Origin of the sequence: Micromonospora sp. NPDC093243 (assembly GCF_044753725.1) — a bacterium.
In the GTDB taxonomy this organism is placed as follows: domain Bacteria; phylum Actinomycetota; class Actinomycetes; order Mycobacteriales; family Micromonosporaceae; genus Micromonospora.
Genome location: NZ_JBIVNT010000003.1, coordinates 178221 through 205214, shown reverse-complemented (window position 1 = coordinate 205214; position 26994 = coordinate 178221). Strand labels below are relative to the sequence as shown.

The following is a 26994-nucleotide window of genomic DNA, read 5'->3' as shown; positions in this document are numbered from 1 at the left end:
TCAGACCAGGCCGGCGTCGTGCACCAGTAGAGCCACCTGCACCCGGTTGTTGAGGTCGAGCCGGGTCAGCAGCCGGGAGACGTACGCCTTGACGGTCGCCACGCTCATGTACAGCTCGGCGGCGATCTCCGCGTTGGTCCGGCCCTGGCCGAGCGCCACCGCGACCTCCCGCTCGCGCTCGCTCAGCCCGGCCAGCCGGCGCAGCGCCCGGTCCCGGCGTGGATCTGGCCCGGCGGCAGTGGGCGCGGCACCGGTGACGTGCGCGATCAGGGTACGGGTGACCACCGGCGAGAGGGTCGCCTCGCCCGCGGCCACCCGGCGCACCGCCTGCACGATCTCGGCCGGCGGGGTGTCCTTGAGCAGGAAGCCCGCCGCGCCGGCGCGCAACGCCCGCAGCACCTGCTCGTCGGCGTGGAAGGTGGTCAGCACCAGCACCTCGGGGGGCTGCGGCAGCGCGCGGAGCGTCTCGGTCGCGGCCAGGCCGTCCAGCCTCGGCATCCGGATGTCCATCAGCACCACGTCCGGTCGGGTGGCGGCGACCGCGGCCGGTACCTCGCTGCCGTCGGCGGCCTCCCCCACCACCCGCAGGTCCGGCACCCCGCCGAGGATCATGGACAGCCCGGCCCGGACCAGCGGGTCGTCGTCGACGATCAGCACCCGCACCGGCTCGCCGCCCGGCGCGGGCTCGCTCGGCGCCCCGCCGCCGGAACCCGCCGGGCCGGCCGCGAACGACTCCGAGCCGGCCACCCCCGGCCCGGTCACGCCGGCCACGGCAGCCAGGCGGCGAGCCGGAAGTCGCCCCGGTCGTCGCGCCCGTGCTCGAGCCGGCCGCCGGCCAGGGTGACCCGCTCGGTGATGCCGACCAGCCCGGTGCCGGCGCCCGGCAGCTCGGGGGCGTTCACCCCGCCCACCGGCCACCGGTTGCGGATCTCCACGGTGAGCCCGTCACTCGGCCCGCCGGCCAGGTTGACCGTCACCACCGCGCCGGGGGCGTGCTTGCGCGCGTTGGTCAGCCCCTCCTGCACGATCCGGTAAGCGCTGCGCCCGACCGCGGCCGGCACCGACCCCCGCGCGGCCACCAGGTCGCTCGCGTTGACCCGGACCCCGGCGGCCCGGGACTCCTCGATCAACGCCGGCAGGTCACCCAGGGTGGGCTGCGGGCGCTGCGGATCCTCCTCGTCGGCGGTCTCCGCGCGCAGCACCCCGATCACCTCGCGCAGGTCCTGCAACGCCGCGTGCGCGCTCCCCCTGATCACCCCGGCGGCCTTCGCCACCTCCTCGGCCGGCGCGTCCGGGCGGAACTCCAGTGCGCCGGCGTGCAGGCTGAGCAGGGAGATCCGGTGCGCCAGCACGTCGTGCATCTCCCGGGCGATCCGGGTGCGCTCCAACTGGCGGGCCTGCGCCACGCGCAACTGCTGCTCCGTCTCGGCCCGCTCGGCGCGCTCACGCAGCGACACCACCAACTGCCGGCGGGCCCGGACGAACATCCCCCAGGCCAGCACCGTCCCGGCGATCACCACGCCCCACACCGTGACCGCCCAGTACGACATGTCCGGATCCGGGCGCAGGTAGCCGAAGGCGAAGTTGGTGACGAGCCCGGCCGCGGTGATCGCCAACGCGACCGCCGTGCGCCGGTGCACCACCACCGTGAAGTAGAGGATCAGCAGCGGTATCGCCGCGCCGAGCGAGAACGCGGTCAGCGGCAGGCTGGCCACCGCCAGCCCGAGCGGCCAGCGCCGGCGGAACCAGAGCAGCCCGCAGCAGACCAGCCCGAGCAGCGCGTCCGCCACGATCATCCAGCCGTATGGCAGCCGGGTGGCGAGCGTCGGGTGCGGGGTGAGGGCGTCCGCCGTGCTGTACAGGACCCAGCTGAGGCAGAGCAGGAAGGCGAGGCTGTCCACGATCCAGTCGCGGGTGGTGCGCCGCGGGTGGGCCCGGGACCGGGCGGTCGGCACGACGAGCGCCCCGGGCAGCAGCCACGGGTGTTCCGGCACGACGGCGCTGGTCACCCGCCCATGCTAGGCACCGGCGCCGCCCGGCGACCAGCGACCAAAGTCGAGATCCAGGCGTCGACCAAGGTCGCCGTGGTCACCGACCGCCGGCCGCAGCGGACGGCCGGCCGGCGCGGGCACGCTCGACGGCATGATCAGCGTGGAGCATCTGAGCAAACGGTACGGCCGGCACTCGGCCGTCGACGACGTGTCGTTCCGCTGTGAGCCGGGCACCGTGACCGGATTCCTCGGGCCGAACGGTGCCGGCAAGTCCACCACCCTGCGGATGATCTGCGGGCTCACCCCACCCACCGCCGGCGGGGCCACCGTCGACGGGCGGCCCTACCGGCAGTTGGCCAACCCCGGGCGGGAGGTGGGCGTGCTGCTGGACGCCTCGGCCCAGCACGCCGGGCGCACCGGCCGGGAGGCGCTGGCCGTGGCGGCGTACACGATGGGGGTGGACCGGCGGGAGGTCGGCGCGAAGCTCGAGCAGGTCGGGCTGGACGCGGCGGCGGCGAAGCGGCGGGTCCGGGCGTACTCGCTGGGCATGCGGCAGCGCCTCGGTCTGGCGCTGGCGCTGCTGGGCGACCCGCGGGTGCTGATCCTCGACGAGCCGGCCAACGGGCTGGACCCGGAGGGGATCTTCTGGATGCGCGGTCTGCTGCGCGACTTCGCCGACCGGGGCGGCACCGTGCTGCTCTCCTCCCACCTGCTGCGCGAGGTGGAGGCGGTCGCGGACCGGCTGGTGGTCATCGGGGGCGGCCGGATCGTGGCCCAGGGCGACAAGACCGAACTGCTCGCCGGCGGCGGCACGATGGTGCGCGCCCGGGACGTCGGGGCGCTGCGCCGGGCCCTGGACGCCGCCGGCCTCGCCGCCACCGACGCCGCGGACGGGCTCGTGGTCCGCGCCGACGGCGAGGCCGTCGGGCAGGCCGCCGTGGACGCCGGGGTGGCGTTGACCGAGCTGCGCCCGGCCAGCGGCGGGCTGGAGCAGCTCTTCCTCACCCTCACCGCCGCCGAGTCGACCAGGGAGGCCGACAAGTGACCACCACGACCGCACCCACCGCCAGCGCCGTCGCTCCGCAGCGCCGTCCCGGCCTACGACGACCGTCCCTGCTCCGGTTGACCGGGGTGGAGCTGCGCAAGCTCACCGACACTCGGGCCGGGCTCTGGCTGCTGATCACCATCGGGCTCACCACCGCCGCCATCGTGGTCCTGCAACTCATCTACGCGAACGAGGCGGACCACACGTTCGTGAACTTCTTCGTGCCGTCGATGCTGCCGGTGGGGGTGCTGCTGCCCGTGCTGGGCATCCTCTCCATCACCAGCGAGTGGTCGCAGCGCACCGCGCTCAGCACGTACGCCCTGGTGCCGCGCCGGGAGCGGGTGGTCGCGGCGAAGCTGGCCGCGGTCGTGGTGGCGGCGCTCGCCTCGGTGCTGGCCAGCCTGGCGGTGGCGGCCGCCGGCACGCTGGTCGCCGGCGCCATCGGCGACGGTGGCGGCTGGCGGTTCGACGAGTCGTTGCTGCTGAACGCCGTGATCTTCCAGGTGGCCAACGTGCTGATGGGCGCCGGTTTCGGGCTGCTGCTGCTCAACACCCCGCTCGCCGTGGTCAGTTACCTGCTGCTGCCCACCGTGTGGTCGATCCTCGGCGAGCTGGTTCCGGGGCTGCGCGGGCCGGCCGGCTGGCTGGACACCGGCCGGACCATGGAGCCGCTGTTCACCGGAGAGCTGACCGCCGGGCAGTGGGGCCGGCTGGCGGTGTCGTTGCTGGTCTGGCTGGCCGTGCCGGTGCTCGCCGGGCTGGTCCGCACGCTGCGCCGCGAGGTGGCCTGACCATGCTCGGCGCCCCTGGATCGCGCAGCACCGTCACCGGCGGGGCGGCCGAGCTGGCCGTCATGTGGGGTGGGTTCCCGCTGCTCGGCGCGGGAGCGGGCTGGTTGCTCGCCGCGGCGGCCGGCTGGATCGCCGAGCTGCCGTGGGCGCCGGCGCAGGGGCTGTTCGAGGCGCTGTCCCGGCTGCCGCAGCCGCAGGTGACGATCGGCGCCGCGGCGCTGGGCGCGCTCGCCGGTGGGCTGCTGGCAACGGCCGGCACCGCCGAACGGCTCACCGTCACGGTGGAGACCGAGCGGGTCGGGCTGCGTCGCGACGGCCGGCGGCAGGACGTGGGGCGGCGCGAGGTCCGGGTCGTCTTCGCCGACGACCGGGACCTGGTGCTGCTCGACGCCGACGGCGGCGAGCTGGTCCGGGAGCGCACGGAGCTGGACCGGGGCCGGCTGCGGTCGGCATTTCGCGCGCACGGTTGGCCGTGGGCGGACGAGGACCCGCACCGGGCGGCGTACCGGCTGTGGGTGGCCGGGTTGCCCGGGCTGCCGGTGGGGGCCGACGCGCTGCTGCGGGCCCGGCAGGACGCCCTGACCCGGGACCGCAAGGGCGACGTACGGGAGATTCGCCGGGAGCTGGGTCGGATCGGGGTGGTGGTGCGCGACGAGGAGCACCGGCAGTACTGGCGGCTGACCGGGCGGGCCGTCCTCCCCCCAGCGGAGCCGGCCCCGACCGAACCGGAAATCGATCACCGGTAGCTCGCACGCCGGGCGTGCGTCAGGTCGGACGGACCGTTGGCCGGGGGCGAGCACTCGATGAGCCAGATACCTCAGAGTCATATTTATGCCGCTGAGGTGTCTGGTCCGTACCGGCCAGCACCGACGCCACCGCCATGGCCGGTGAACTCGCTCAGCTGACGGGCTGGGTCGGTTGGGCCGCCGCGGCGGGACCGGCGGTCAGCGCCGGCGGCCAGGCGAGCAGCAGCCCCATCCCGAGCCCGGCGAGCAGCCCGGCCAGGGAGATCAGGATGTCGGAGTCGGCGGCGTGGATCGGGCTGTTGCCGGCGAGCGCGGTGAACGGCGCGGCGACCCGCAGGATCATCATGACGATGGCGACGACGAGCAGCATCGCCGTGGGGCCGATCAGCGCCGCGATCGCGGCCAGCGCGTGCCGACCCCAGTCCGGACGGCCGCCGGGCCACTCCCAGGCCAGCAGGGTCACCCCGGTGAGCAGCACGGCGCCGAGGGCCACCTCGGGCAGCAGCCGCGGACCGGGCGGGACGGCGCGGACCAACCCGAGGACGAGCAGCGTGGCCGCGCCCAGCCCGGCGGCCAGCCAGCCCCGGGCCCGGGTCCCACCCGGCGCGGCCGCCAGCGCACATCCGATGGCCAGCGCGGCCAGCAGCGCCGCGGTGGCGAGGGCCGCCGGATGCAGCTCCGGCTCGCGGTCGGTCGGCGACTCGATGCCGGCGGCCACCATGGTGGACACTGCGGCCACGCAGGCCGCGACGGTCAACGCCCGCCGGCGCGCCAGGTCGGCGGGGTTGCCGACGGCACCGGGCCTACCGCGCTCCACGAGTGCCAGCAGGGTCGCGAGCACGGCGAGCAGGGCACAGCCGCCGGCGGCGAGCACCACAGCGGGCACGGCGCCGGTCGGATCGGCCCGGTCCAGCGCCACGTCGGCGGCGACCCAGACACCGCCGAGCAGCACGGCCGGCGCGCTCCACCGGCGGTCGCCCCGCCCGGCGAGCACCAGGCCCAGGACCACCCCGAGGATCGCGACGAAACGCAGGTCGCGAGCCCAGTAGGTGTTGTTGCCCGGAAGCGTCTCCGACCAGGGTCCGATCGGCTCGGTGAGCGGTTGCAGCACGGTCAGGTTGACCGCCCAGAGCACGGCGGCGGCTGCGGCGAGGAGCAGCCCGGCCGGGCGCGCGGATCGCATCCGCGCACGCTAACCCGCCGCCGGCCAGCTCGCGACCCCACGGGCGGGACGGGCCTCGATCACTGGCCGGCCTCGGTGACCGGCGGGCGGCGCAGCAGTCGCCAGGTCGGCGCGACGCTCGCCGCCAGCGCGAGCAGCAGGCACAGACCGATGACGCCACCGACCACCGGCCACGGCACGACGAGCTGCACCGGCGCTCCCACCTGCTCGGCGAGGCCGGCACGGATGCTCAGCAGACCGGTGAACGCCACCGCCCCGCCGAGCGCCGCGCCGATCAGCACCACCAAGGCCGACTCCGCAGCGACCAGCCGGAGGACCTGCCGCCGGGTCGCCCCGGCCAGCCGGACCAGCCGCAGGTCGGCGGCCCGCCCGGCCGCGGCCATCAGCAGCGTGTTGGCCACCGCGATGCCCCCGTAACCGGCCGACACCCCGATCAGCAGCAGGGTGGCGAGCCAGACCAGCCGATCCTCCGCCTGGTCGGCCTCGGCGGCCCAGGTGGCCACGTCGACCACCCGCGCCCCGGCCGGCGGGTCGAGCGGTTCGGCCAGGTAGACCGCGGACGTCAGCGCCGACGAGTCGTGTGCCCGTACGGCGGCGCGGGGCAGGAGCAGGTCACCGGGGAGCGAGTCGTCGATCACCACCGCGACGACGCGCAGCGCCACCCGCTCGCCGTCGGCGAAGACCACCGGGTACGGCTCGGTGGGCAACCCGGATGACGACGCCGCCGAGGCGGTGATCACCACCGTGTCGTCGCCGCGCAGCTCTCCCAGCGATCCGGCGAGGACGGTGAGCGCCCGGTTCGCCGCGGTGAACGCCGCCGGGTCGACGCCGAGGGCGGTGAGCGGCCGGATCGGCGTCGGCGCGGCGTCGTCGGTGACGAAGACCGTGGTCGGCAGCACGGCCGCTCCCGGCGTCGCCGCGACCGCCTCGTCGCTGAGCCCGGGCGCCCGGTCCGGGAGGGCCACCCAGCCGGCGTTGACGACGCTCAGCCGGCCCGCCGCGTAGACCGCCGTGGAGGTCTGCACCAGACCCGACACCAGCACCGCGAAGGCGACGGTGAGCAGCACCGGCGCGGCGGTCGACGCGGTCCGCCGGGTCGCGGTCATCGCCCCCGCCCGGACCAGCAGCCCGATCGCGCCGCCGCGCCGCCGTCGCACCGGTGGGGTGAGCAGCCGGACCACCGGGCCGACGATCATCGGGGCGAGCACGGTGGCCCCGGTGACCAGGGCCATCACCGCGTACAGGGCGAAGTTCGCGCCGTCCTGCGCGGAGTCGGCGGTGGCGGTGGCGAGGCCGAGCGCCACACCGGCGGCGACCAGGAGCGCACCGGTGACAGCGCGCGGCCGGCCGATCGGCCGCTGCTCCGCCGCCGCCTCGCGCAGCGCCTCCAGCGGCCGCACCCGCGCCGCCCGCCGAGCCGCCGTCCCAACGGCCAGCAGCGCGACCAGCGGCCCGGCCGCGAGCGAGGCCGCGACCGGCCAGAGGGTGTACCGGACGCGGAAGGTCGCCGGCTCGAAGCCGGCGTCGATCAGCAGCCGGCCCAGGACGGGCGCGAGCGCCGCTCCGAGCAGCAGGCCGGCGACCGCCCCGGCGGCGCCGACCGCGAGGGCGTGGCCGTACACCATGCGGCGTACCTGGCGGGGGGTGGCGCCGACGGCGCGCAGCAGCGCCAGCTCCCGGCGGCGCTGCCCCACCACGTAGGCGAAGGTGGCGGCCACCACGAAGACGGTGACGAAGCCGGCGAGGGCGGCGGTGGCGGTGAGCACCTGCAGGCCGATCCAGCGGGTACGGGCGTCCGCGCGGGGTTCCAGCGCGCCGCGCTCGGCGCCGGTGAGTACCCGAGCGGCGTCGCCGACGACACCGCGGGCGGCGTCGGCGACCCGGTCCGGGTCGGCGTCCGGGGCCAGCAGCAGGCCGATGGCGTGCACCCCCGGCGCGAGAGTCGCGGCGACCTCGTCCGCGACGTGCACGCCGGGCGCGTCGACCAGGCCGGTGACCGTGTACGGCTGGGTTCCGGTCGCGGTCAGCAGCGTGACCGCAGCGCCGGGGCGCAGGCCGAGCGCGGCGTCCACGACCACCTCGCCGGCGCGTCGGGGCGGCTCGCCGGCGGTCAACCGCAGACCGCCGAGGCGGGCGCTGGCCCAGCCGTGCCCCTGGTGAGCGTCCTGCCGCTGGCCGTCGGCGGCTGGCGGCCGGCCGTCGACGAGCGGCTGGGCGTAGAAGCTCCGGTCCGGCACGGCCGCCTCCACGCCGGTCAGGCCGGCCAGCCGGCCGGTGAGTTCCGTCGCCACGGCCGAGGACCAGGGCCGGGTGGGCGGGAACGGATCCGCCGGGCTGTGCGCCGGAGGGCTCTGCACGAGCACGGCCGCGCGGGCCAGCCGGTCCGGCACCTGAGGCCGGCCGGACGCCAGGAGCAGGGTGCTCGCCGCGACGAGCGCCACCCCGACGGCGACGGCCACGAACGCGCCAGCCGATCGCCGGGCGGTCAGCACGACAGCTCCGGCGTCGCGTCCGCGATCCGGGCGGCCACGGTGGCGGCGGTGAGCGGGCCGGTCAGCTCGTCGGCGAGGCGGCCGTCGGCGAGCAGCAGGATCCGGTCGGCGTACGCGGCCGCGGTGGGGTCGTGGGTCACCATCACCACGGTCTGCCCGTGCTCGTCGACCAGCCCGCGCAGCAGCCGCAGCACCTGCCGGGACGCGGCGCTGTCCAGCGCGCCGGTGGGTTCGTCGGCGAAGAGCACCGCCGGTCGGGTGATCAGTGCCCGGGCGATGGCGACCCGCTGCTGCTCGCCGCCGGAGAGTTCGCCGGGCCGGTGCCCGGCACGGTCGGCGAGCCCGACGGCGGCGAGCGCGGCGGTGACGTCACGGGCCGCCGGTCGCCGGCCGGCCAGGCGCAGCGGCAGCTCGACGTTCTGCGCCGCGGTCAGCGTGGAGATCAGGTTGAACGCCTGGAACACGAAGCCGATCCGGTCGCGGCGCAGCCGGGTCAGCTCGTCCTCGCCCAACTGGTCCAGCCGGACACCGTCGACGGTGACGGTCCCCTCGGTTGGGCGGTCCAACCCGGCGGCGCAGTGCAGCAGGGTCGACTTGCCGGAGCCGGACGGGCCCATCACCGCCGTGAACGTGCCGCCCGCGAAACCGGTCGTCACGCCGTCGAGCGCGGTCACCCGGCGCAGGCCCGAGCCGTACGCGACCCGTAGGCCGGTCAGCGTCACCGTCTGTGTCGTCATGCCCGTCACGGTGCCGTGGCCGGTGGTTGCGGCGCGTCGTGCCGGGGCCGGCACTTTCCGCTCCGCTTCGTGAGGTAGCCGGACGCCCCGCGGCGGGGAGGCGTCATCCCCGGGGATGACCTTCTTCCGGTCGACGCGGCCGGCCCGGTTCACGGCTACCGTCTGACGGGTGAGCGCTCACCTGTTGACCCGGCGGCTGCGGCCGGTGGATCTGTACCTGGTGGACGGTGCGCTGGCCGTGGTGGTCGGCGCGGCGCTCTGCGCGTACGCGGCGCTGGAGTCGCCACTGCACGGGGGTGTCCGGGAGCCGGTCTGGGTGTCGGTGCTCGTCGGGCTGGTCATCGGGCTGCCGGTGGCGCTCCGGCGGCGGTGGCCGGTCGCGGTGTCGGTGGCGGTGAGCCTGACCGCCGCCACCGCGATCGCCACCGGCGTGATCCCGAACTTCGCGGCCGCCGCGCCCGCCGTCGCCATCGGCCTGGCGTTCTACACGTTGGCCGTCGCCACGCCCGCCTGGCGGTCGCTGCCCTGCGCGGCGGCGGGTCTCGTGGTGGTGAGCGTCGCGTTGGCGCTGACCGACGACGACCTGTGGACCCGCAGCGGCGCGATGGTCTACGGCGCGGTGATGATCGCACCGGCCTGGTTGCTGGGTTGGTCGATCCGGGAGCGGCGGGCCCTCGCCGCCCGGCAGAGCGAGCATCTGGTGCGCCAGGCCGCCACCGAGGAGCGGCTGCGGGTCGCCCGGGAGCTGCACGACGTGGTGGCCCACACGATGAGCCTGATCGTGGTGAAGGCGGCGGTGGCCAACCACGTCGCCGAGTCCGATCCGGCGGAGGCGCGGGACGCGCTGCGGGTCATCGAGGCGACCGGCCGGACGGCGCTGACCGACGTCCGCCGGGTGCTCGGCGCGCTGCGCGAGGGCACCGCGTATGCTCCGGCGCCCGGCCTGGACGCGCTGCCGGGGCTGGCCGACCAGGCCGCGATCGGCGGCGTGGCGGTACGCGTCGACGTCCGGCACGACGCACCGGACGTGGCGGTGCCCGAGTCGGTGGGGCTGGCGGCGTACCGGATCGTGCAGGAGGCGCTGACCAACGTGGTGAAGCACGCCGCACCCGCCGCCTGCCAGGCCACGGTCACCGTGGCGCCGGACGAGGTACGCGTCGAGGTGACCGACGACGGCCGGCGCCCGGTCCGGATGGCCGGGGAGGGCCACGGGCTGACCGGGATGCGCGAGCGGGTGGCGCTGCACGGCGGGGAGTTCTCGGCCGGCCCGCGTTCCGCCGGGGGTTTCGTGGTGACCGCCCGCCTGCCCTACCGGGCCGTCGCCGCATGATCCGGGTGCTCATCGCCGACGACCAGGCGCTGCTGCGCGGCAGCTTCCGGGTGCTGGTCGACCTGGCCCCCGGTCTCAGCACGGTCGCCGAGGCCGGGACGGGCGCGGAGGCGGTCGCGCTGGCCGCCCGGCACCGCCCGGACGTGGTGCTGATGGACGTCCGGATGCCCGAGATGGACGGCATCGAGGCCACCCGGCGGATCTGCGCCGACCCGGCGACGGCGGGGGTCCGGGTGCTCATCCTGACCACGTTCGACCTCGACGAGTACGTCTACGGCGCGCTGCGCGCCGGAGCGAGCGGGTTCCTGCTCAAGGACACCCCGCCGGCGGAGCTGCTGACCGGCATCCGGGTCGTCGCGGCGGGCGAAGGGCTGCTCGCGCCGACGGTGACCCGGCGGCTGATCGACGAGTTCGCCCGCCGGCCCGAGCCGGCCCGGCCGCTGCCGCGCCGGCTCGACGGGGTCACCGAACGGGAGCGGGAGGTGCTGACACTGATCGCCCGGGGGCTGTCCAACACGGAGCTGGCCGCGCACCTGCACCTCAGTCTCGCCACCGTCAAGACGCACGTCGGGCGGCTGCTGACCAAGCTGGCGGCCCGCGACCGGGCGCAGCTGGTGATCGTGGCCTACGAGACCGGCCTGGTCGGCCCGGCCGTACCCGGGCCACGCGGGGAGTTCCCGCCAGCCGATCGACCCGGGCCGATCGGCGATCGCAGGTCGGGCTGAACGGCCGCCGGAGCGCGGCGGCCCACCGGCCCGACCGGGCGGCTCTAGGCTGGCCTCGACGGACGAGGAGGACGCCATGACCCGGTACGTCGCCCTGTTGCGCGGGGTCAACGTCGGCACCACCCGGATCGCGATGGCCGACCTGCGCCGGCTTGTGGAGGCGCTCGGGCACGCCGACGTCCGGACGTATCTGCAGAGCGGCAACGTGGTCTTCGGCAGTGGTGGGCGCGACGCCGGGCGGCTGGCCGGCGGCATCGAGAAGGCGATAACCGACGAGCTGGGGCTGACCGTGCCGGTGCTGGTGCGCAGCGCCGCGGAGCTGGCCGCGAGCGTCGAGGGCAACCCGTACGCCGATCGGGAGGACGATCCGACGAAGCTGCTGGTGGTCTTCCTCGGCGCCGCCCCGAAACGCTCCACCGTGGACGTGCTCACCGTGCCCGGCGGTGAGAACGTCGACTTCACCGTGACCGGGCGGGAGGTCTACCTGCACTTTCCCGAGGGCGGCTACGGCCGGTCCAGGTTCACCAACGCGTACCTGGAGAAGAAGCTGGGCGTGGTGGCCACCACCCGGAACTGGAAGTCGGTGCGGGCGCTGGCCGACCTGGCCGCCGGCTGACCCGGCGGGTGGTCGCGCGCGCCGCGACCACCCGTCGGCCGCCGGTCAGAAGTGGTACGCGGTCCGGTACTCGGGCACCAGCACCCGGCTGCGCGGGGACGACGCGCGCACGGCCGCGATCAGCTGGTCGAGGCGGGTGCGGTCGGCCGGCGCCACGGTCGGTGGGTTGCGCAGCTCGGTCTCGAAGTTGTCGAAGTGCACCGGCACCACGACCTTCGGGTGGTCCAGCGCCGCCATCAGCCGCGCCACGTAGTCGGCGGTCACCGTGGTGCTGTTCAGCGCCACCATGGCCACGTCCGGGGCGAGCCCGGCGAGGTTGCGGGCGACGAAGTCGCTGGCGCCCATGAAGAAGACCGACGGGCCGCCGGACACCCGGACCAGGTAGTTGAGCGTGTCGCCCTCGGGCAGTTGCGCGATGGTCTCCGGCTTGGCCGGCGGGTTCACCCGTACGCCGGGGAAGGCCACCGCGTACGAGGCGTTGCGGCTGTGCAGCGAGGCGACCACCTCGACGGTGTAGTCGCCGAAGTCCAGCACCTCGCCGCCCTTGACCGCGCTGAGCTGGCCGGACGGCACCCCGTAGGCGAGCCCCAGGTGGTAGGCGGTGAGCGTGCCGAACACCCGGGCCCCGGTCCGGCCGGCGATGTACGGCACGTCCATGAAGTGGTCCCAGTGCGTGTGCGTGACCAGCACCGTCTCGGCCCGGTCGACGTGCGCGTCGACCACGTCGGTCCGGACGGTCAGCTTGGTCTCGGTGTTGAAGGCGCCGGTGAAGAGCCCGGTGTCGATCCGGCTGAGGAACGGGTCGACCAGGACGGTCCGGTCGCCGATGTCGAGGCGCCAGCCGGCGGTGCCCCACCAGCGGAAACTGACTCGGCCTGCGCGCCGGCCGGTGGGCGCCGCGGCGGCCGGTGCGGCGGCCTGCGCCGGGGCGGCGGTGAGCGCGGTCGAGGCGAGCCCGCCGGCGGAGACCAGGGCGGTGGAGGCGGCTGCGTCGCGGAGGAAGCGACGGCGGTCGAGAGTGGGCATGCGGATCTGCTCCCCGTGTGCTGGGCGATCGGTCGGCACCGAGCCAACCAACGCCACCCCGGCCACGTCCAAGATTCATCAGCCGCACCGTCGATATGCCGACGCATATCGGACCTGCTCAGCCCCGGTGCCCGAGCCGGGTCAGCCGGGAAAGATTGACTCGCCGCGCAGCGCCTCGACCGCGACCCGGGCGGCCTCCCCCATGGCCAGGTCCACCTCGATGCGGCGGGTGGCGAGCTCGTCGGTGCGGGCGAAGACCGCGATCGCGTACCGGCCACCGTCGGGGTACTCGGCCACTCCCGCCTCCAGGTGCAGCCCGGGCAGCGTGCCGGTCTTGCCGGCCACCCGCACCCCCGGCGGGAAGCCGGCGGCCAGCCGGGTCCAGAAGAGCTGGCGGGCCATCCAGCCGCGGACCATGGCGCAGGCCGGGGCGGTGCCGGCCTCGTCCCGCCAGATCAGGCCGAGCAGCCGGGTGATCTCCCGGGCGGTGCTGGAGGTGGTCCGCTGCGGGTCGAAGACCGGCATGGCGCGGATCCGCTCGGCGGGCAGGGTCGGAAAGATCCGCGCGAACTCCGCCTCGGTGCGCGCCCCCACGTCGGTGAGCATCATCTCGACCAGCTCCCGGGGCCCGCCGACGATCCGGGTACGGGCCAGCCCCAGCTCGGCGGCGAGCATCGGCAGCAGGTCCGCGCCGACCCGCCGCAGCAGCAGGTCGGCGGCGGTGTTGTCGCTGACCGACATGGCGAAGTAGGCCAGGTCGCGCAGGGACACCTCGGCGTCGTCGGCGCAGCCGGCCAGTCCCCAGCCGCCGAGCCGGTCCACGGCGGTGACCAGCACCCGCTCCGTGGGGTCCAGCTGACCGGCGTCGACCTGCCGGGCGAACTCCAGCACCAGCAGGATCTTGAAGATCGAGGCGATCACCACCTGCTCGTCCGCCCGCAGCGCGACCTCCCGTCCGCCGCCGGCCGGCCGGGCGGCGCCCGCCGCCGGCACCTGATCGCCCGCGCCGGCCGCGTCGATGTCCACCACATGCAGGCTGGCGGTCACCCCCGCCCGGCCGAAGATGTCCTCGATCAGCTCTCCCACTGCCACCCCGGCACGGTATCCACCCGCCGACCCAACGCCAGTGCCGGGCACGGCGTAGGGTCCGCCCAGTGGACCTGCTCCGGCACCTGCGGCACTTCGTGGTGGTCGCCCACGAGCTGCACTTCGGGCGGGCCGCCGAGCAGCTCGGCATGGCCCAGCCGCCGCTGAGCCAGTCCGTGCAGCGGCTGGAACGGGAGCTGGCGGTGGAGCTCTTCGACCGGTCCCGCCGGCAGGTCCGGCTGACCACCGCCGGTGAGCTGCTGCTCGGCGAGGCCGAGGAGCTGCTCGCCGCCGAGGGACGACTGCGCAACCTGATGCACCAGGTACGCGCCGGAGCGCTCGGCGTACTACGGGCCGGGGTGCCGCCGGAGACGCCGGCGGTGACGCTGCGCGCGCTGCTGGATCGGCTCACCGACCGGGCGCCCGGGCTGGACGTGGAGCTGCACGAGCTGACCAGCGGCGAGCAGCTGCGGATGCTCGCCGAGCGGCGGCTCGACGTGGGACTGGTGCACCACCCGGCGGCGACGGACGGGCTGCGCTTCGGCGCGCCCGTCGACGTACCGCTGGGGGTGCTGGTGCCGCGGTCCTCGCCGCTGGCCCGGGCACGGGAGGTGGAGCTGGCGGCGCTGGCCGGCCTCGACCTGGTCACCGCGCCGCGGGCCACCGCGCCCGGCTGGCACGACCACCTGCTCGCGGTCTGCGCCGAGCACGGCTTCCGGCCGGGGCGGGTCCGACCGGCGCGCAACCCGGAGTTCCTCTTCGGGCTGGTGCTGGCCGGCGGCGGGGTGGCGGTCGAGCCGGCGACCACCGCCCGGCGGGAACCCCGCATCGCCTGGCGACCGATCGCCGGCACGCCGCTGGTCAAGCGCACCTCGGCGGCCTGGCCGGAGCGCTCGGCGCACCCGGCGGCGGCGATGTTCGGCCAGCTCGCCGCCGAGGTGCTCGCCGAGACCGAGCCGGCGTCGTCCGGCCCGCCGGTGGCACCCGCGCGGCGGCCGTGGCCGGTGCTCTTCGACGAGGCGGGTTGACGGGTGGTTCGGATCAGGTGGTTCGGATCACCCGCGACGAGTCCGTGAGCCGGCGGCCGGGCGGGGTATGGGGTAGCGGACGGCAGGTCCTCCCGGCTCGGGCGCGCACGCGCCCTCCCGGCCCGGACGCCCGACGACGGACGAAGGAGCCGAAGTGGCGAACACCATTCCCCGCATCAGCCTGAACGACGGCAACACCATCCCGCAGCTGGGCTTCGGGGTCTTCCAGATCGAGCCGAGAGACACCGCGGAGGCGGTGGGCCGAGCGCTGGAGATCGGCTACCGGCACATCGACACCGCGCAGATGTACGGCAACGAGGCGGAGGTCGGCCAGGCGATCCGCGGCTCGGGGCTGGACCGGGGCGAGGTCTTCGTGACCAGCAAGCTGAGCAACGCGTTCCACCGGCCGGACGACGCCCGCAAGGCGTTCGAGTCGACCCTGTCGACGCTGAAGATGGACTACATCGACCTGTTCCTGATCCACTGGCCGCTGCCCACCCTCTACGACGGCGACTTCGTCTCGACGTGGCAGACGCTGGAGGAGTTCCAGCGCGACGGCCGCGCCCGCTCGATCGGGGTGTCGAACTTCCAGGCGGCACACCTGGAGCGGCTGATCACCGAGGCCCGGGTGGTGCCGGCGGTGAACCAGGTGGAGGTGCACCCGTACTTCGGCAACGAGGAGGTGCGGGCCTACGGCCGGAAGCACAACATCATCACCGAGGCCTGGTCGCCGATCGCGCAGGGCAATGTGCTCAACGACCCGACGGTCGCGGACATCGCCGAGCTGATCGGCCGGACCCCGGCCCAGGTGGTGCTCCGCTGGCACATCCAGCGTGGCGACGTCATCTTCCCGAAGTCGACCACCCCGGAGCGGATCGAGGAGAACTTCCGGATCTTCGACTTCGAGCTGGACGACGCCGCGATGGAGCGGATCACCTCGCTCGACCGGGGCGCGGCCGGACGGCAGGGCGGCGACCCGGACACCTTCGACTACCTGCCGGCCTGAGGTGCCGCGGCCGGCGGCGGAGGTCGGCCGCCGCGTGACGTAACGCGGCGGGCGGTGCTGGCGCAGACAGAAGGGGGCCCGACCCGAACGGGCCCCCTTCTCGCGTACGAAAGGAACCTCCCGCCGCGATGCTGCTCCGCCGTGCTCCGCTGGTCCTGCTGTCGTTGCTCCTGCTCAGCCCCGCGGCGTGCGGCCCGAGTCAGGCCGCCGAGACGCCCCGCTGGTCCGCGCCGACCTCGGCGTCACCGACCCCGCCGCCGCCCCGCCCGGCACCGACCTCCACCGCCGAGGCACGTACCCGGGTGACCGAGGCCATGCTCGACCTGGACGCGACGTTCCACCCCGAGACGGCCGCCTACACCGACGAGAACACCGACGCGTGGAAGCTGATCTCGCTGTGCCGGGACGGCCTGCCGTCGGATCGCAAGCGCACCGCCTACCGGGAGCGGGTCTGGGACGGCGACACGGTGTGGATCCGGCAGTACGTGGTCGGCTACCTGAAGGTGCCGGGCCGCAAGCTCGCCGACGAGCTGCGCTCGGTGCTGAAGACGTGCAAGCAGTACGAGGTGCCGAACGACGGGCGCACCTCGACGATCGTGCGGCCGTCCCCGCCGCCGGTGCCGAACGGTCCGGACGTGATCACGTTCTGCGAGCGGCTGAAGGGCGAGTCGACCCGACACCAGTGCACGCTCTTCATGACCCGCGGCAACTTCGTGCTGGAGGTGGACGCCTCGGCGGCGGACGGCGACCTCGCCGCCGGCGCCGCGCTGCTGACGAAGATCGCCCCGCTCGCCACGGCGGCCCTCGAGAAGATCGCCTGAGCATCGCCATGGGGCGGGGACGGGCAACCCGCCGCATCCCCGCCCCTCCCCCCGGTTCGGCGCCCCCCGGTCAGATCCGGCCGACGGAGTCCTGGTTCTGCAGGACCAGCCACCGGCCATGCTGGTAGGTGAAGCTGACCCCGATCAGCAACGGCACCCGGGTGCGGCTCGCCGGCACCGCGTAGACGGAGTCGAAGAGCACGAACCCGGTGCGGCAGCCCACCACGGTCCGCTTGGCGACGCTGAACGACTGGGTCCAGGAGTCGTCGGCGAAGAACCCGCGCAGCCAGTCCACGGTGGCCCGCTTGCCGTCCAGGACCTCCCCGTCGGAGGCGAAGACGGAGGTGACATCGGGGTGCAGCAGCGCGGCGAAGCCGTCCAGGTCGCGCCGGGCGGTGGTGTCCACGTACGCCCGGACCGCGCGGTCGAAGGCCCGTTCGCAGCCGCGGTACGCGTCGTCGCCGTGCCCGGCGGACGCGTCGTCGCCGGCGGTCGGGCCGGGGGTGGCGGCCGAGACGGCCGCGGGGGCAGCGGCCAGCAGGCCGGCCGCGAGCCCGAGCAGGGCGACGGTACGGCCGAGCCGGCCGGGGAGGAAGGCGGGTGAACGCATCGGTTGCTCCTTGGCTACGAGTGGGTCTGCGAGGAGCAGCCAAACCGGCCCACGGTGCGTCCGGGTAGTGATTCGACCGGGTTCGAATGCCGACAGTCCATCGACGCGGCTGCTTGTACGATCCGCGCTGTGATGGTCGCGCATCTGGACGGCCCGAGCCTCGCCCGACTCCGGCTGGCGATCTCGCCGGCGGCGGAGGTGGCGTCCTGGCTGCAGGCCGCGCTGTCCCGGTTCGGGCATCCGGTGCACGGCGATCCGGGCCCGCCCGCCCGCGCCGCGCTGCGGCACCCCGACGTGGCCCTGGTCGCGGAGCTGGTGACACCACCCGGTCGGGGCGGTTACACGCCGGACCTGCTCACCCCGAAGCCGCCGCTGGGCCCGCCCGACGCCGTGTTCGACCAGCAGTTGGCGGCCGCCGCGGCGACCCCGGCCGGCGAGGTGGCCGTGCAGGTGGCGGCCCGGTTCCCCGACGGTGGGCTGCCGACGAGCGTCCGGGCGGCCCTGGACGAGGGCGTTCTCGCCCGACGGGTCGCCGACGGGCTGCGGTACTTCTGGCAGGCCGCGCTGGCCGAGCAGTGGCCGGTGCTGCGGGCCACGCTGGAGGCGGAGCTGGCCCGGCAGGCCACCACCATGGCGAGCACCGGGGTGGGCAGCGTGCTGAACAACCTGCATCCGAGGGTGGGCTGGACCGGCCGGTCGCTGACCATCGACAGCTCGTACCGGATCACCACGGCGCTGGCCGGCGCGGAGCTGGTGCTCGCGCCGTCTGCGTTGGCCTGGCCGCGGCTCTCGACGCAGCTCTGCGACGCCGGCAACGCGGTGCTGGTCTATCCGGTCGGCGCCGGGCCGGTGGACCAGTGCCGGCCGGGTCGGCTCGGTGATCTGGTCGGCGCGAGCCGGGCGGCGATCCTGGCCGACCTCGACGTGCCGAGGTCCACCCGGGAGCTGAGCGAGCGGCGCCGGCTGGCCCCGGCCACCGTCTCCTACCACCTGGGGGTGCTGCTCCGCTCCGGCCTGGTGCTGCGCAACCGGGACCGGCACACCGTGCTCTACCGGCGCTCCGCCCACGGTGAAGGGCTGGTGGGTCAGGAACCGACGCGCTCGGCGAGCCCGCGGAACGCCGCCTGGGTGGGCGAGCCGGGCTCCGGGACGTAGACGATGAGCCGCTGGTCGGTCTCCGGGACGTGCAGCACTCGGCACTCGAACTCCAGCGGCCCGAGGTCGGGGTGCGGCACCCGCTTGACGATCGGCCGGCGCTCCTGCACGTCGTGCTCTGCCCAGAGCTGGGCGAACCGCGGCGAGGTGCCGAGCAGCTCGGTGACCAGTTGCTGGATGGTCCGGTCGCCGGGGTAGCGGCCGTACGCGGCGCGCAGGTCGGCGACCGAGCTGCGGACGAACCTCACGGTCTCCGGATCATCCCAGTGCCCGTCGTCGGCGGACCTGCGGAACGTCCAGCGGATCATGTTGCGGTCCGACGCGGGCACCGCCGAGAGATCCCCGACGAAGTACGAGGCCAGCCGGTTCCAGGCCAGCACCTCGTAGCTGGCGTCGACCAGGTATGCCGGCGTCTCGGTCATCGCGTCGATCAGGTGCCGCAGCCCAGGGGGCACCTCGCGGCTGGGCCCGGCGGTCGGTGGCGGGCTCTCCCCGGCCACCCGGAACAGGTACTCGCGCTCGTCCCGGCTGAGCAGCAGGGCCCGGGCCAGCGCGGCGAGCACCTGCCGGGACGGGTGTGGGCCGCGGCCCTGCTCCAGCCGGATGTAGTAGTCGATCGACATGCCGGCGAGCTGGGCCACCTCCTGGCGGCGCAGGCCGGGCGTGCGGCGGCGTATCCCGTCGGGGAGGCCGACCTCGGCGGGGCGCAGCCGGGCGCGGCGGCTGCGCAGGAACGCCGCCAGTTCCTCGCGGCGCAGGCCGGTGCTGGTCATGCGCCCCAGCTTGCCCCAACCGGCGGCGCGCCGGGTGGTACCGCCGGTACCAGCCTCGGCCGGCCTCTCCCGCGGCCCGGGGGCGGGCGGGCAGCGTCGAGCGCATGACGAAGATGATCGCCCTGATCACCGGGGCCAACAAGGGAATCGGACTCGCCACCGCCCGGCAGCTCGGGGGCCTCGGGATGACCGTGCTGGTGGGCGCCCGCGACGCCGAGCGGGGGCAGGCGGCGCAGCGGGAGTTGCGGGCCGGCGGGGCGGACGCCCGCTTCGTGCCGCTGGACGTCACCGACGCCGCCTCGGTGGCCGTCGCCGCGAAGCTCGTCGAGGAGGAGTACGGCCGCCTCGACGTGCTGGTCAACAATGCCGGGATCGTGCTCGGCGACGGCGCGCGGGCGCTGCCCAGCGAGACCACCCTCGCGACGCTGCGCCGGGTGTACGAGACGAACGTCTTCGGGGCGGTCGCCGTGACCAACGCGCTGCTGCCGCTGCTGCGCCGGGCGCCCGCGGCCCGGATCGTGAACGTCTCCAGCGAGGTCGGCTCGATCACCACCATGACCGACCCGAAGAGCTTCCTCGCCCCGCTGACCTCGGTGCCGTACCCGTCGTCGAAGACGGCGCTGAACATGGTCACCGCGATGTACGCCAAGGAACTGCGGGACACCCCGATCAAGGTGAACGCGGCGAACCCGGGCTACTGCGCCACCGACCTGAACGGCAACAGCGGCTTCCGGAGCCCGGATCAGGGCGCCGAGGTGAGTGTGCACCTGGCGACGCTGCCCGCGGACGGTCCGAGCGGGCAGCTCTGGGGCCACCTCGCCGACGGCGACGGCGGGTACGGCGTGCTGCCCTGGTGAGGGGCTGACGTCGAGCGTCCTGGCCCCGCCCGGCGGCGATGGCCGGGAAAGACCGTGCTGTGGCATCATAGTGATGCAAGCTCACTATGAGGGCAGGTAACGGTGTCGGATCGGGAGCGCTGGACCGCCGCGCTGGACCGGGTGCTGGAACTGGTCGTGGTGCTGGGCGACGACATGAGCCGAGGGCTGGCCCGGGACGGGCTCACCGAGTCCCGGGCCACCCTGCTCTGGACGCTGCGCCGCACCGGCCCGGTGCCGCAGCGGGAGCTGGCCGAGGCGCTCGGCGTCAGCGCCCGGACCATCACCGGCCTGGTCGACGGCCTGGTCGCGTCGGGTTTCGTCACCCGCGAGCCGCACCCCACCGACCGGCGGGCCTTCCTGGTGACCTTCACCCCGCACGGCCTGAGCACCGTCGAGGGGCTGGAACAGGGTCAACGGGAGTTCGCCGAGTTGCTCTTCGGGCAGATGCCCGCCGAGCGGCTGGACGCCTTCGTCGCCGGCCTGGACGAGATTCTCGGCCGGCTACGCGAGCAGGGCCTCTCCCCCGAACTACGCGAGGAGGACCGATGAGCACGGTGCTGCGGCTGCTCCGGATGAGCGTCCGTTACGAGATCGCGCTGTGGCGCAGCCTCTACCGGTGGATCTTCCGCCGGCCGGAGCGGCTGGCGCCCGGCGACGAGACGTTCGGCTACAGCGGCGCCGTGATGACCCTGTTGTGGATCTTCATCATCGTCTCGGCGATCGAGATCCCGATCCTGGAGCTGATCCTGCCCTGGGAGCTCGTCTCGAACATCGCGCTGGGCCTCGGCATCTACGGCCTCTTCTGGATGTTCGGCCTGATGGCCAGCCTCCGGGTGCGCCCGCACGTGGTCGGCGAGGCGGGCATCCGGATTCGCAACGGCATCAGCCTCGATCACACGATCCCGTGGTCCGCGGTGGAGGCGGTCCGGGTGCACCGCCGATCGATGCTCCCCGAGGGCCAGACCCAGGTGGAGCCGAACGCCACCGGCGTCACGCTGATGCTCGGCCTGGGCAGCCAGACCAGCATCGACGTACTGCTGCGCGAGCCGATCGAGGTGCCGGTCCGCAAGGCCCGCGGCGCGGCCGTCACCGAGCTGCGCTTCCACGCCGACGACCCGGAGGCGCTGGTCGCGGCGGCCCGGGCGCGGCTGGCCGCGTACCGGCCCGTCGCCGGGTGACCGGTGGATGGGCCGGCTCGGGCCGGCCCCACCCTCACGCCCCGACGGTAGCGGCGGCGGAGCGGCGCAGCAGCAGGAGGCAGCCGGCGGCCGACGCCGCCGCCTGCGCCAGCACCCAGTTCCAGCCGAGCGCCTCCGGGGCGTGCACCGTGGCCAGGCCGATCGACACCGGCAGGGTCAGCACCGCCACGACGTCCACCCCGTTGGCCAGCCAGAGCAGCATCCCGCTCGGAAACCCGCCCAGCGGGGTGTCGACGAAGACGCTGCCGATACTGGCGGCGCTCATCTTGGCGCGATAGAGGGCGGCGACGGCGGCCGACGGGCCGGCCGCGACGCCGAGCGCCCACCAGGGGCCGGCCAGCCCGCCAGCGGCCTGCAACACGCCCAGGGCGAGCAGCAGCCAGAGCACGGCGATCCCGGTGGGGACCACCAGCCGCTGCGCGCGGACCTGCAGGGTGGTGAGCCCGAGCAGCCGCAGCACCGCCGGGTTCGACGCGTCGGCGTGCGTCGACTCGCCGGTGAGGCTGGCAGCGGCCAGCACGCCGATCAGCAGCACAGCGATCAGCAGCCAGGTCGGCCCGTCGGCGAGGACGGTCGGCGCCAGCGCGGTGCCGACCAGCCACGCGAGCCGCCCCGGCTTACGTCTGACGTGCAGCAGGTCCTGGGCCACCAACGGCGGCACCCGGCGACCGCGCAGCAGCCGGGAGGCGCGGATGCCGGTCCGGCCCCGCCAGTACCGGCGGGCGCTCTGCTCGCTCAGGAACGACGGTTCGACCGCGTGGACGGCGTCGGCGTAGGAACCGGTCGTCGCGGAGGCCTCGACAACCCGGTGGGTCGGCCAGCCGTCCAGTCGCCACCACGCCCACCCGACGGCGGCGACGGCGAGCGCCAGCGCCACGCCCGCCAGCGACAGCCCGATCGACGCGGCCGGCGGGCCCACCGGCAGGGCGTACCCGTCAGCCAGTTGCACGCCGGCAGCGGCGGCGACGAGCGCGGCGCCGATGCCAGCGGCGACCAGGTCGAGGATCCCGCCGGTGCGCGGGTGGCGCTGGCCGTGCATTGCGAGCAGCGCCACCAGGAGGGCGGCGACGACACCACCGGCGAGACCGGCGAGGATCGCGCTCGCCGTCGCCGTGCCTTCGGTGACTCGGCCGGCGAGCGCGAGCCCGACCATGCCGCCGACGGCGGTCGCGGCGACGGCGGTCAGCAGCAGCGCCGGGGTCAGCAGCGTCCGCCGGGGCACCGGCGCGGGCAGCAGCCAGGTGGCGTCCCCTCGGCTGACCACCACCGGGCCGAGCTGGCGCAGCACGCCGAAGAACGCCAGCAGCACCAGGGCCGCACCGACCGGCGCCAGGACCGAGGGCCGGCCGGTGCCGGTCGGCCAGACCACGCCGACCAGCGGCTTCCAGACCAGCGCCACGGCCATGCCGATCGCGAGCAGCACGCAGTAGACGCTGGACGGGTCGACCCGGCCGACGGCGGCGATCCGCATGCGCCGGACCCGGCGACGGATGTCGGCGGGTGCGGCCGGCGCGGCGGCCGGCACCCGGGTCATGGTCACCGGCTCAGCCGTCCCGCCGGCGCGACGGCCGGCACCTGGATCATGGTCACCGGCTCAGCCCTCCGGCCGGGTCAGGAGGACTTCGGTCGCCCCGACGCTGCGCCAGAACTGCTCGTCGTGGCTCGCGATCAGCAGGGTCCCGCCGGCCGCCAGGTAGCCCCGCAGGTGCGCGGCGAGGGCCCGCTTGACGGCGGTGTCCAGGCGTTGTTCCGGTTCGTCGAGCACCAGGAGCCGGCTGGGGCGGACGAAGGTCGCCGCCAGCAGGAAGCGCTGCCGCTGGCCGGACGAGAGGGTGAGCGGAAGGCTGTCGGCCAGGCCGGTGATGCCGAGCAGGGCGGAGATCTCGTCGATCTGCCCGTCGCCCGGGTCTCCGCCGTTGGCCACCCGCACCAGGTCCAGGTGCTCCCGCACGGTCAGACCGTGGTACCAGGACGGCGACTCGACGGTGGTCGCCACCTGGCGCCAGAACGCCACGCCCCGGCCGGGTGTCTCGCCGAAGACGACCACCGTGCCGCCGGAGGGCTCCTGCAGGCCGGTGACACAGCGCAGGAGGGTGGACTTGCCCACCCCGTTCTCCCCGGTCAGGGCGAGCGCGGCGCCGGCGGGCACCCGCAGGTCCAGCGAGTCGAGGACGGTGGTCGACCCGTAGGTGACGGTCAGGCCGGTGATCTCGACGGCGGTGTCGGTCTCGATGTCGACGCTCATCGCGCGGCGCCCCGGGCGTGGCGACGGCCGGTGGTGCTCTCCAGGTGCCGCATTGCTCAGATGCTACTGCGCCGCGCACGCCGCCCCGGTTTCGTCGCGGGCGTGATCGCGGCCCAGCGGCGCGCCGCCCTCTTGTCGTCGCGCGCCTGGTCGCCACCCCTGGGCGTGCCTCAGCCGCCGGCCGCCAGATCGAAGCACCAGTCGTTGGCGCGCATCAGCTGGCCCGGCGGGTACTCGAAGTCCGTCTCGCCGAGCAGCGTGAAGCCGGCCTTGCGGCAGACCGCGTTCGACGGCGGGTTGTCGACCGACGGATAGGCGTGCGCCCAGCGGTGGGTCCGCCGGGCGCGGGCGACGTCCAGCGCCGCGCGCACCGCCGCCGTGGCCAGCCCCCGCCCCTGGTACGCGGGCAGCACCGCCCAGCCCAGCTCGTAGACCTGCTCGCCGCGCCACTCCCGCTCCCAGTAGCCGACGCTGCCCACGCTCGCCCCGTCCGCCAGCACCAGCGTGTACATGCAGCCCTGCCCGGTGCCGCCGAAGCGCACGTAGCGCTCGTGCCGGGCGAGCACCTGCTCGTCGGTCTCCGGCCCGCCGGTGTGCGCGCGGATCTCCGGCGCGTTGAGCTGCCGCAACAGCTCAAGATCACCCTCGCCCCACGGCACGATCCGCACCCCCACCATGCCCACTCCCCTTCATCCACCGACCCCCACCCAACCCCACGCCCCCGACAACACCGTCGAGCCTCCCCGTTGATCATGAAGTTATTGCCATCCGTAGCGGCGTGTCAGCGCAACAACTTCATGATCAACGCAGGTGTCGCCGGGGTTCTCGGTCCGCTAGATCGGAACTAGCGGGGGGCTGGCGGGTTCTCGCGCCTCAGGGATGAGACCGAGACGCCGGAGGGGGAACCATGACGCCGCTGCGGCTCGCCGTGATCATCGGCAGCACCCGTGAGGGCCGGATGGGAGACAGGGTCGCCGGCTGGTTCGTCGACCAGACCACCGGCCGGGACGACCTCGCGGTGACCGTCGTCGACCTGGCCGACTACGACTTTCCGGCCAGCTACCCGGCCGAGCCGACCGACGCCGTGCGGTCGTTCGTCCGGGAGGTGCGCCGGGCGGATGCGTTCGCCGTGGTCACCCCCGAGTACAACCACAGCTTCCCGGCCTCGTTGAAACAAGCGATCGACTTTGCGTACGACGAGTGGCAGGCCAAACCGGTCGGCTTCGTCGCGTACGGCTGCCGCTCCACCGGCCTGCACGCGGTGGACCAGCTCCGCACGGTCTTCACCGCGCTGCACGCGACAACGGTGCGCGACGTCGTCGGCGTCGACCTGCTCTGTGGCGAGCCGACGCCGCTGCACGCCGACCAGCACCGCCAGAACGCGCGCGTCCTGCTCGACCAGCTCTGCTGGTGGGGCCTGGCGTTGCGCGAGGGCCGCGCGGCGCGCCCGTACGTCTCCTGAATTCCCTGGAAGGAAGGCAACGATCATGAGTAAGCGCACGACCGGCCTGGCCATCGAGGCCGAGGGCCTGACCCGGTCGTTCGGGGAGACCCGAGCGCTGGCCGGAATGGATCTCCAGGTGCCCGCCGGCACCGTCTACGGCCTGCTCGGCCCGAACGGGGCTGGCAAGACCACCGCGGTACGGGTGCTGGCCACGCTGCTGCGCCCGGACGGCGGTCGGGCCCGGGTGTTCGGGCACGACGTGCTCACCCAGGCCGACGCGGTCCGGGCCCGGGTCAGCCTCACCGGCCAGTACGCCTCGGTGGACGAGGACCTGACCGGCGTCGAGAACCTGGTGCTGCTCGGCCGCCTGCTCGGGCTGCGTAAGACCGCCGCCCGGGAACGGGCCGACCAACTGCTCGCCGCGTTCGGCCTGACCGAGGCGGGTGACCGGCAGGTGAAGAAGTACTCGGGCGGCATGCGCCGGCGCATCGACATCGCCGCGAGCATCCTGAACACGCCCGACCTGCTCTTCCTCGACGAGCCGACGACCGGTCTCGACCCGCGCAGCCGCAACCAGGTGTGGGAGATCGTGCGCGCGGTGGTGGCCCACGGCACCACGGTGCTGCTGACCACGCAGTACCTGGACGAGGCCGACCAGCTCGCCGGCCGGATCGCGGTGGTCGACCACGGCCGGGTGATCGCGGAGGGCACCCCGGGCGAGCTGAAGTCGTCGGTCGGCTCCGGCACCGTCCACCTGCGACTGCGGGACGCGGGTCAGCGGCCCGAGGCGGAGAAGGTGCTGCACACGGCGCTCGGCGTACCGGTGCAGCTGGAACCGGATCCGGTCGCGCTGACCGCGCGGGTCGGCGGCGAGGGCAGTGGCCTGGCCGCCAGCGAGCAGGCCGCCCGGGCACTGGCCGACCTGGCCCGCGCCGGCATCCTCGTCGACGACTTCTCCCTCGGCCAGCCCAGCCTGGACGAGGTCTTCCTGGCCCTGACCGACCACCCCGCCACGCCGGCCGACGAGCGGGACGAGCAGCTGGAGGCAGCCCGATGAGCGACGTCACGACCACGACCGGGCGGGCGCCGTCCGTCTACGTACCCTCCAGCGAGGCGCTGTCGACGGTCCTCGCGCCCGGTGCCCGACCGCCGAGGCCGAGCGCCCTGGCCGCGTCGCTGACCTTCGGCTGGCGGGCCATGCTGAAGATCAAGCACGTACCCGAGCAGCTCTTCGACGTGACCGCGTTCCCGATCATCATGGTGCTGATGTTCACCTACCTGTTCGGAGGCGCGCTCGCCGACAGCCCGCAGGACTACCTGCAGTTCTTCCTGCCCGGCATCATGGTGACCAGCGTCGTGATGATCACCATGTACACCGGGATCGGGCTGAACACCGACATCGAGAAGGGCATCTTCGACCGCTTCCGGACGTTGCCGGTCTGGCGGCCGGCCGCCCTGGTCGGCATGATCTTCGGCGACGTGCTGCGCTACATCCTGGCCGCGCTGGTCATCCTCGGCGTGGGTCTGGTGCTCGGTTTCCGGCCGGACGGCGGCGTGCTCGGCGTGACCGTCGGGATCGGCCTACTGGTGATCTTCTCGTTCGCGTTCTCCTGGGTCTGGACGTTCTTCGGCCTGATCCTGCGCAGCGAGAAGTCGGTGATGGGGGTGAGCATGATGGTGCTCTTCCCGCTGACCTTCCTCAGCAACGTCTTCGTCGAGCCGAGCACCATGCCCGGCTGGCTCCAGGCGTTCGTGAAGGCCAACCCGATCACCCACCTGGTGGCGTCGGTACGCGCGGCGATGGCCGGCTCGTCGGATGCGACGAACATGATGTGGCTGCTGCTGTGGAGCGCCGGGTTCCTGGTCGTCTTCGGCACGCTCACCATGTACCGCTACAACCGACGCTGACCCATCCCTGACCGACGGGCGCCGCCACCGAACGTGGCGGCGCCCGCTCGGCGTCCCCGGGCCGCCCGCACCGCGGCGTAGCCGCCCAGCCGCCCTCGCCTCGCCCTGGCCGGCCGCCGTCGTCTTTCGGCCGTCGTCGTCTCGCGGGGCCGTCGTCGC

The 26994-nt window shown here is 74.6% G+C and carries 28 protein-coding genes; 16 read left to right on the top strand and 12 right to left on the bottom strand.

What is annotated here, in order from left to right:
• Positions 1–780 (bottom strand): response regulator, encoded by a 780-nt coding sequence (locus tag ACIP9D_RS10545; RefSeq protein ID WP_400449896.1) that lies wholly within the window; start codon positions 778–780, stop codon positions 1–3.
• A complete protein-coding gene (locus ACIP9D_RS10540) occupies positions 759–2009 on the bottom strand; it encodes a histidine kinase (RefSeq protein ID WP_350869155.1) in 1251 nt (416 codons plus the stop codon). The genes ACIP9D_RS10545 and ACIP9D_RS10540 overlap by 22 nt, the downstream gene beginning before the upstream one ends.
• Positions 2010–2142: 133 nt before the next feature.
• Here ACIP9D_RS10540 and ACIP9D_RS10535 point away from each other — a divergent pair, with 133 nt between their 5' ends.
• The 3 genes from ACIP9D_RS10535 to ACIP9D_RS10525 are packed head-to-tail and all read left to right on the top strand — an operon-like array spanning position 2143 to position 4573.
• The gene (locus ACIP9D_RS10535) at positions 2143–3036 is read left to right on the top strand and encodes an ATP-binding cassette domain-containing protein (RefSeq protein ID WP_350869152.1); all 894 of its coding nucleotides are present in this window, start codon (positions 2143–2145) and stop codon (positions 3034–3036) included.
• Positions 3033–3827 (top strand): ABC transporter permease, encoded by a 795-nt coding sequence (locus tag ACIP9D_RS10530; protein ID WP_400449671.1) that lies wholly within the window; start codon positions 3033–3035, stop codon positions 3825–3827. Before ACIP9D_RS10535 ends, ACIP9D_RS10530 begins: the two co-directional genes overlap by 4 nt.
• A 2-nt stretch (positions 3828–3829) precedes the next feature.
• The gene (locus ACIP9D_RS10525) at positions 3830–4573 is read left to right on the top strand and encodes a hypothetical protein (RefSeq protein WP_350869149.1); all 744 of its coding nucleotides are present in this window, start codon (positions 3830–3832) and stop codon (positions 4571–4573) included.
• Positions 4574–4724: 151 nt separating this feature from the next.
• Here ACIP9D_RS10525 and ACIP9D_RS10520 read toward each other — a convergent pair whose 3' ends face one another.
• Genes ACIP9D_RS10520 through ACIP9D_RS10510 form a run of 3 tightly spaced genes read right to left on the bottom strand, consistent with a single transcriptional unit; the run spans position 4725 to position 8985 of the window.
• The gene (locus tag ACIP9D_RS10520; RefSeq protein WP_350869147.1) at positions 4725–5756 is read right to left on the bottom strand and encodes a hypothetical protein; all 1032 of its coding nucleotides are present in this window, start codon (positions 5754–5756) and stop codon (positions 4725–4727) included.
• Between the two features lie 59 nt (positions 5757–5815).
• On the bottom strand, positions 5816–8248 hold the full coding sequence (locus ACIP9D_RS10515) for an ABC transporter permease (RefSeq protein WP_350869144.1): 2433 nt from the start codon (positions 8246–8248) through the stop codon (positions 5816–5818).
• Positions 8242–8985 carry an ABC transporter ATP-binding protein gene (locus ACIP9D_RS10510; protein ID WP_350869143.1) on the bottom strand — a complete coding sequence of 248 codons (744 nt, stop codon included), beginning with the start codon at positions 8983–8985 and terminating at the stop codon, positions 8242–8244. The genes ACIP9D_RS10515 and ACIP9D_RS10510 overlap by 7 nt, the downstream gene beginning before the upstream one ends.
• A gap of 169 nt (positions 8986–9154) precedes the next feature.
• Here ACIP9D_RS10510 and ACIP9D_RS10505 point away from each other — a divergent pair, with 169 nt between their 5' ends.
• The 3 genes from ACIP9D_RS10505 (at position 9155) to ACIP9D_RS10495 (ending at position 11656) form a co-directional block, all read left to right on the top strand.
• Positions 9155–10315, top strand: a complete 1161-nt coding sequence (locus ACIP9D_RS10505; RefSeq protein WP_350869140.1) for a sensor histidine kinase — start codon at positions 9155–9157, stop codon at positions 10313–10315.
• A complete protein-coding gene (locus ACIP9D_RS10500) occupies positions 10312–11040 on the top strand; it encodes a response regulator transcription factor (protein ID WP_350869138.1) in 729 nt (242 codons plus the stop codon). The genes ACIP9D_RS10505 and ACIP9D_RS10500 overlap by 4 nt, the downstream gene beginning before the upstream one ends.
• A gap of 76 nt (positions 11041–11116) precedes the next feature.
• Positions 11117–11656 carry a DUF1697 domain-containing protein gene (locus tag ACIP9D_RS10495; RefSeq protein ID WP_350869136.1) on the top strand — a complete coding sequence of 180 codons (540 nt, stop codon included), beginning with the start codon at positions 11117–11119 and terminating at the stop codon, positions 11654–11656.
• A gap of 45 nt (positions 11657–11701) precedes the next feature.
• Here ACIP9D_RS10495 and ACIP9D_RS10490 read toward each other — a convergent pair whose 3' ends face one another.
• Together ACIP9D_RS10490 and ACIP9D_RS10485 are read right to left on the bottom strand one after the other, a co-directional pair.
• Positions 11702–12682 carry an MBL fold metallo-hydrolase gene (locus tag ACIP9D_RS10490; RefSeq protein ID WP_350869134.1) on the bottom strand — a complete coding sequence of 327 codons (981 nt, stop codon included), beginning with the start codon at positions 12680–12682 and terminating at the stop codon, positions 11702–11704.
• Between the two features lie 141 nt (positions 12683–12823).
• The gene (locus ACIP9D_RS10485) at positions 12824–13774 is read right to left on the bottom strand and encodes a serine hydrolase (RefSeq protein WP_350869131.1); all 951 of its coding nucleotides are present in this window, start codon (positions 13772–13774) and stop codon (positions 12824–12826) included.
• Between the two features lie 62 nt (positions 13775–13836).
• On the opposite strand from ACIP9D_RS10485, the gene ACIP9D_RS10480 reads away from it, so the two are divergent.
• From ACIP9D_RS10480 to ACIP9D_RS10470, 3 genes are all read left to right on the top strand, one after another.
• A complete protein-coding gene (locus ACIP9D_RS10480) occupies positions 13837–14796 on the top strand; it encodes a LysR family transcriptional regulator (protein WP_350869128.1) in 960 nt (319 codons plus the stop codon).
• A 154-nt stretch (positions 14797–14950) separates the two neighbouring features.
• On the top strand, positions 14951–15802 hold the full coding sequence (locus ACIP9D_RS10475; protein ID WP_350869126.1) for an aldo/keto reductase: 852 nt from the start codon (positions 14951–14953) through the stop codon (positions 15800–15802).
• Between the two features lie 128 nt (positions 15803–15930).
• Positions 15931–16623, top strand: coding sequence for a hypothetical protein (locus ACIP9D_RS10470; protein ID WP_350869123.1), 693 nt, complete (start codon positions 15931–15933; stop codon positions 16621–16623).
• Between the two features lie 70 nt (positions 16624–16693).
• Here the strand turns inward: ACIP9D_RS10470 and ACIP9D_RS10465 are convergent, their stop codons facing one another.
• Positions 16694–17233, bottom strand: a complete 540-nt coding sequence (locus ACIP9D_RS10465; RefSeq protein WP_350869120.1) for a nuclear transport factor 2 family protein — start codon at positions 17231–17233, stop codon at positions 16694–16696.
• A gap of 132 nt (positions 17234–17365) precedes the next feature.
• Here ACIP9D_RS10465 and ACIP9D_RS10460 point away from each other — a divergent pair, with 132 nt between their 5' ends.
• Positions 17366–18388, top strand: coding sequence for a winged helix-turn-helix domain-containing protein (locus ACIP9D_RS10460; protein WP_350869942.1), 1023 nt, complete (start codon positions 17366–17368; stop codon positions 18386–18388).
• On the opposite strand, the gene ACIP9D_RS10455 is transcribed toward ACIP9D_RS10460, so the two are convergent.
• A complete protein-coding gene (locus ACIP9D_RS10455) occupies positions 18319–19161 on the bottom strand; it encodes a helix-turn-helix transcriptional regulator (RefSeq protein WP_350869117.1) in 843 nt (280 codons plus the stop codon). The genes ACIP9D_RS10460 and ACIP9D_RS10455 overlap by 70 nt on opposite strands.
• 104 nt (positions 19162–19265) lie before the next feature.
• Between ACIP9D_RS10455 and ACIP9D_RS10450 the strand changes: the two genes are divergently transcribed.
• The 3 genes from ACIP9D_RS10450 to ACIP9D_RS10440 all read left to right on the top strand — a co-directional run bounded on the left by ACIP9D_RS10450 (position 19266) and on the right by ACIP9D_RS10440 (position 21217).
• Complete coding sequence (locus ACIP9D_RS10450; protein ID WP_350869114.1) at positions 19266–20018, top strand: SDR family oxidoreductase; 753 nt, start codon at positions 19266–19268, stop codon at positions 20016–20018.
• Positions 20019–20120: 102 nt separating this feature from the next.
• The gene (locus tag ACIP9D_RS10445; RefSeq protein WP_350869112.1) at positions 20121–20588 is read left to right on the top strand and encodes a MarR family transcriptional regulator; all 468 of its coding nucleotides are present in this window, start codon (positions 20121–20123) and stop codon (positions 20586–20588) included.
• Complete coding sequence (locus ACIP9D_RS10440; RefSeq protein WP_350869110.1) at positions 20585–21217, top strand: PH domain-containing protein; 633 nt, start codon at positions 20585–20587, stop codon at positions 21215–21217. The genes ACIP9D_RS10445 and ACIP9D_RS10440 overlap by 4 nt, the downstream gene beginning before the upstream one ends.
• A gap of 34 nt (positions 21218–21251) precedes the next feature.
• On the opposite strand, the gene ACIP9D_RS10435 is transcribed toward ACIP9D_RS10440, so the two are convergent.
• From ACIP9D_RS10435 to ACIP9D_RS10425, 3 genes are all read right to left on the bottom strand, one after another.
• Positions 21252–22772: a DUF6297 family protein gene (locus tag ACIP9D_RS10435; protein ID WP_350869940.1), complete on the bottom strand. Its 1521-nt coding sequence runs from the start codon at positions 22770–22772 to the stop codon at positions 21252–21254.
• 60 nt (positions 22773–22832) lie between these two features.
• Entirely contained in the window at positions 22833–23483 is a 651-nt protein-coding gene (locus tag ACIP9D_RS10430; RefSeq protein ID WP_350869109.1) for an ABC transporter ATP-binding protein, read from the bottom strand.
• 170 nt (positions 23484–23653) lie between these two features.
• Positions 23654–24160 (bottom strand): GNAT family N-acetyltransferase, encoded by a 507-nt coding sequence (locus tag ACIP9D_RS10425; RefSeq protein ID WP_350869107.1) that lies wholly within the window; start codon positions 24158–24160, stop codon positions 23654–23656.
• A 230-nt stretch (positions 24161–24390) separates the two neighbouring features.
• Between ACIP9D_RS10425 and ACIP9D_RS10420 the strand changes: the two genes are divergently transcribed.
• Genes ACIP9D_RS10420 through ACIP9D_RS10410 form a run of 3 tightly spaced genes read left to right on the top strand, consistent with a single transcriptional unit; the run spans position 24391 to position 26835 of the window.
• A complete protein-coding gene (locus tag ACIP9D_RS10420; RefSeq protein ID WP_350869106.1) occupies positions 24391–24945 on the top strand; it encodes an NAD(P)H-dependent oxidoreductase in 555 nt (184 codons plus the stop codon).
• A gap of 25 nt (positions 24946–24970) precedes the next feature.
• Positions 24971–25984, top strand: coding sequence for an ATP-binding cassette domain-containing protein (locus ACIP9D_RS10415; protein ID WP_350869105.1), 1014 nt, complete (start codon positions 24971–24973; stop codon positions 25982–25984).
• Entirely contained in the window at positions 25981–26835 is an 855-nt protein-coding gene (locus ACIP9D_RS10410) for an ABC transporter permease (protein ID WP_350869104.1), read from the top strand. The genes ACIP9D_RS10415 and ACIP9D_RS10410 overlap by 4 nt, the downstream gene beginning before the upstream one ends.
• The last annotated feature ends 159 nt before the right edge of the window (positions 26836–26994 follow it).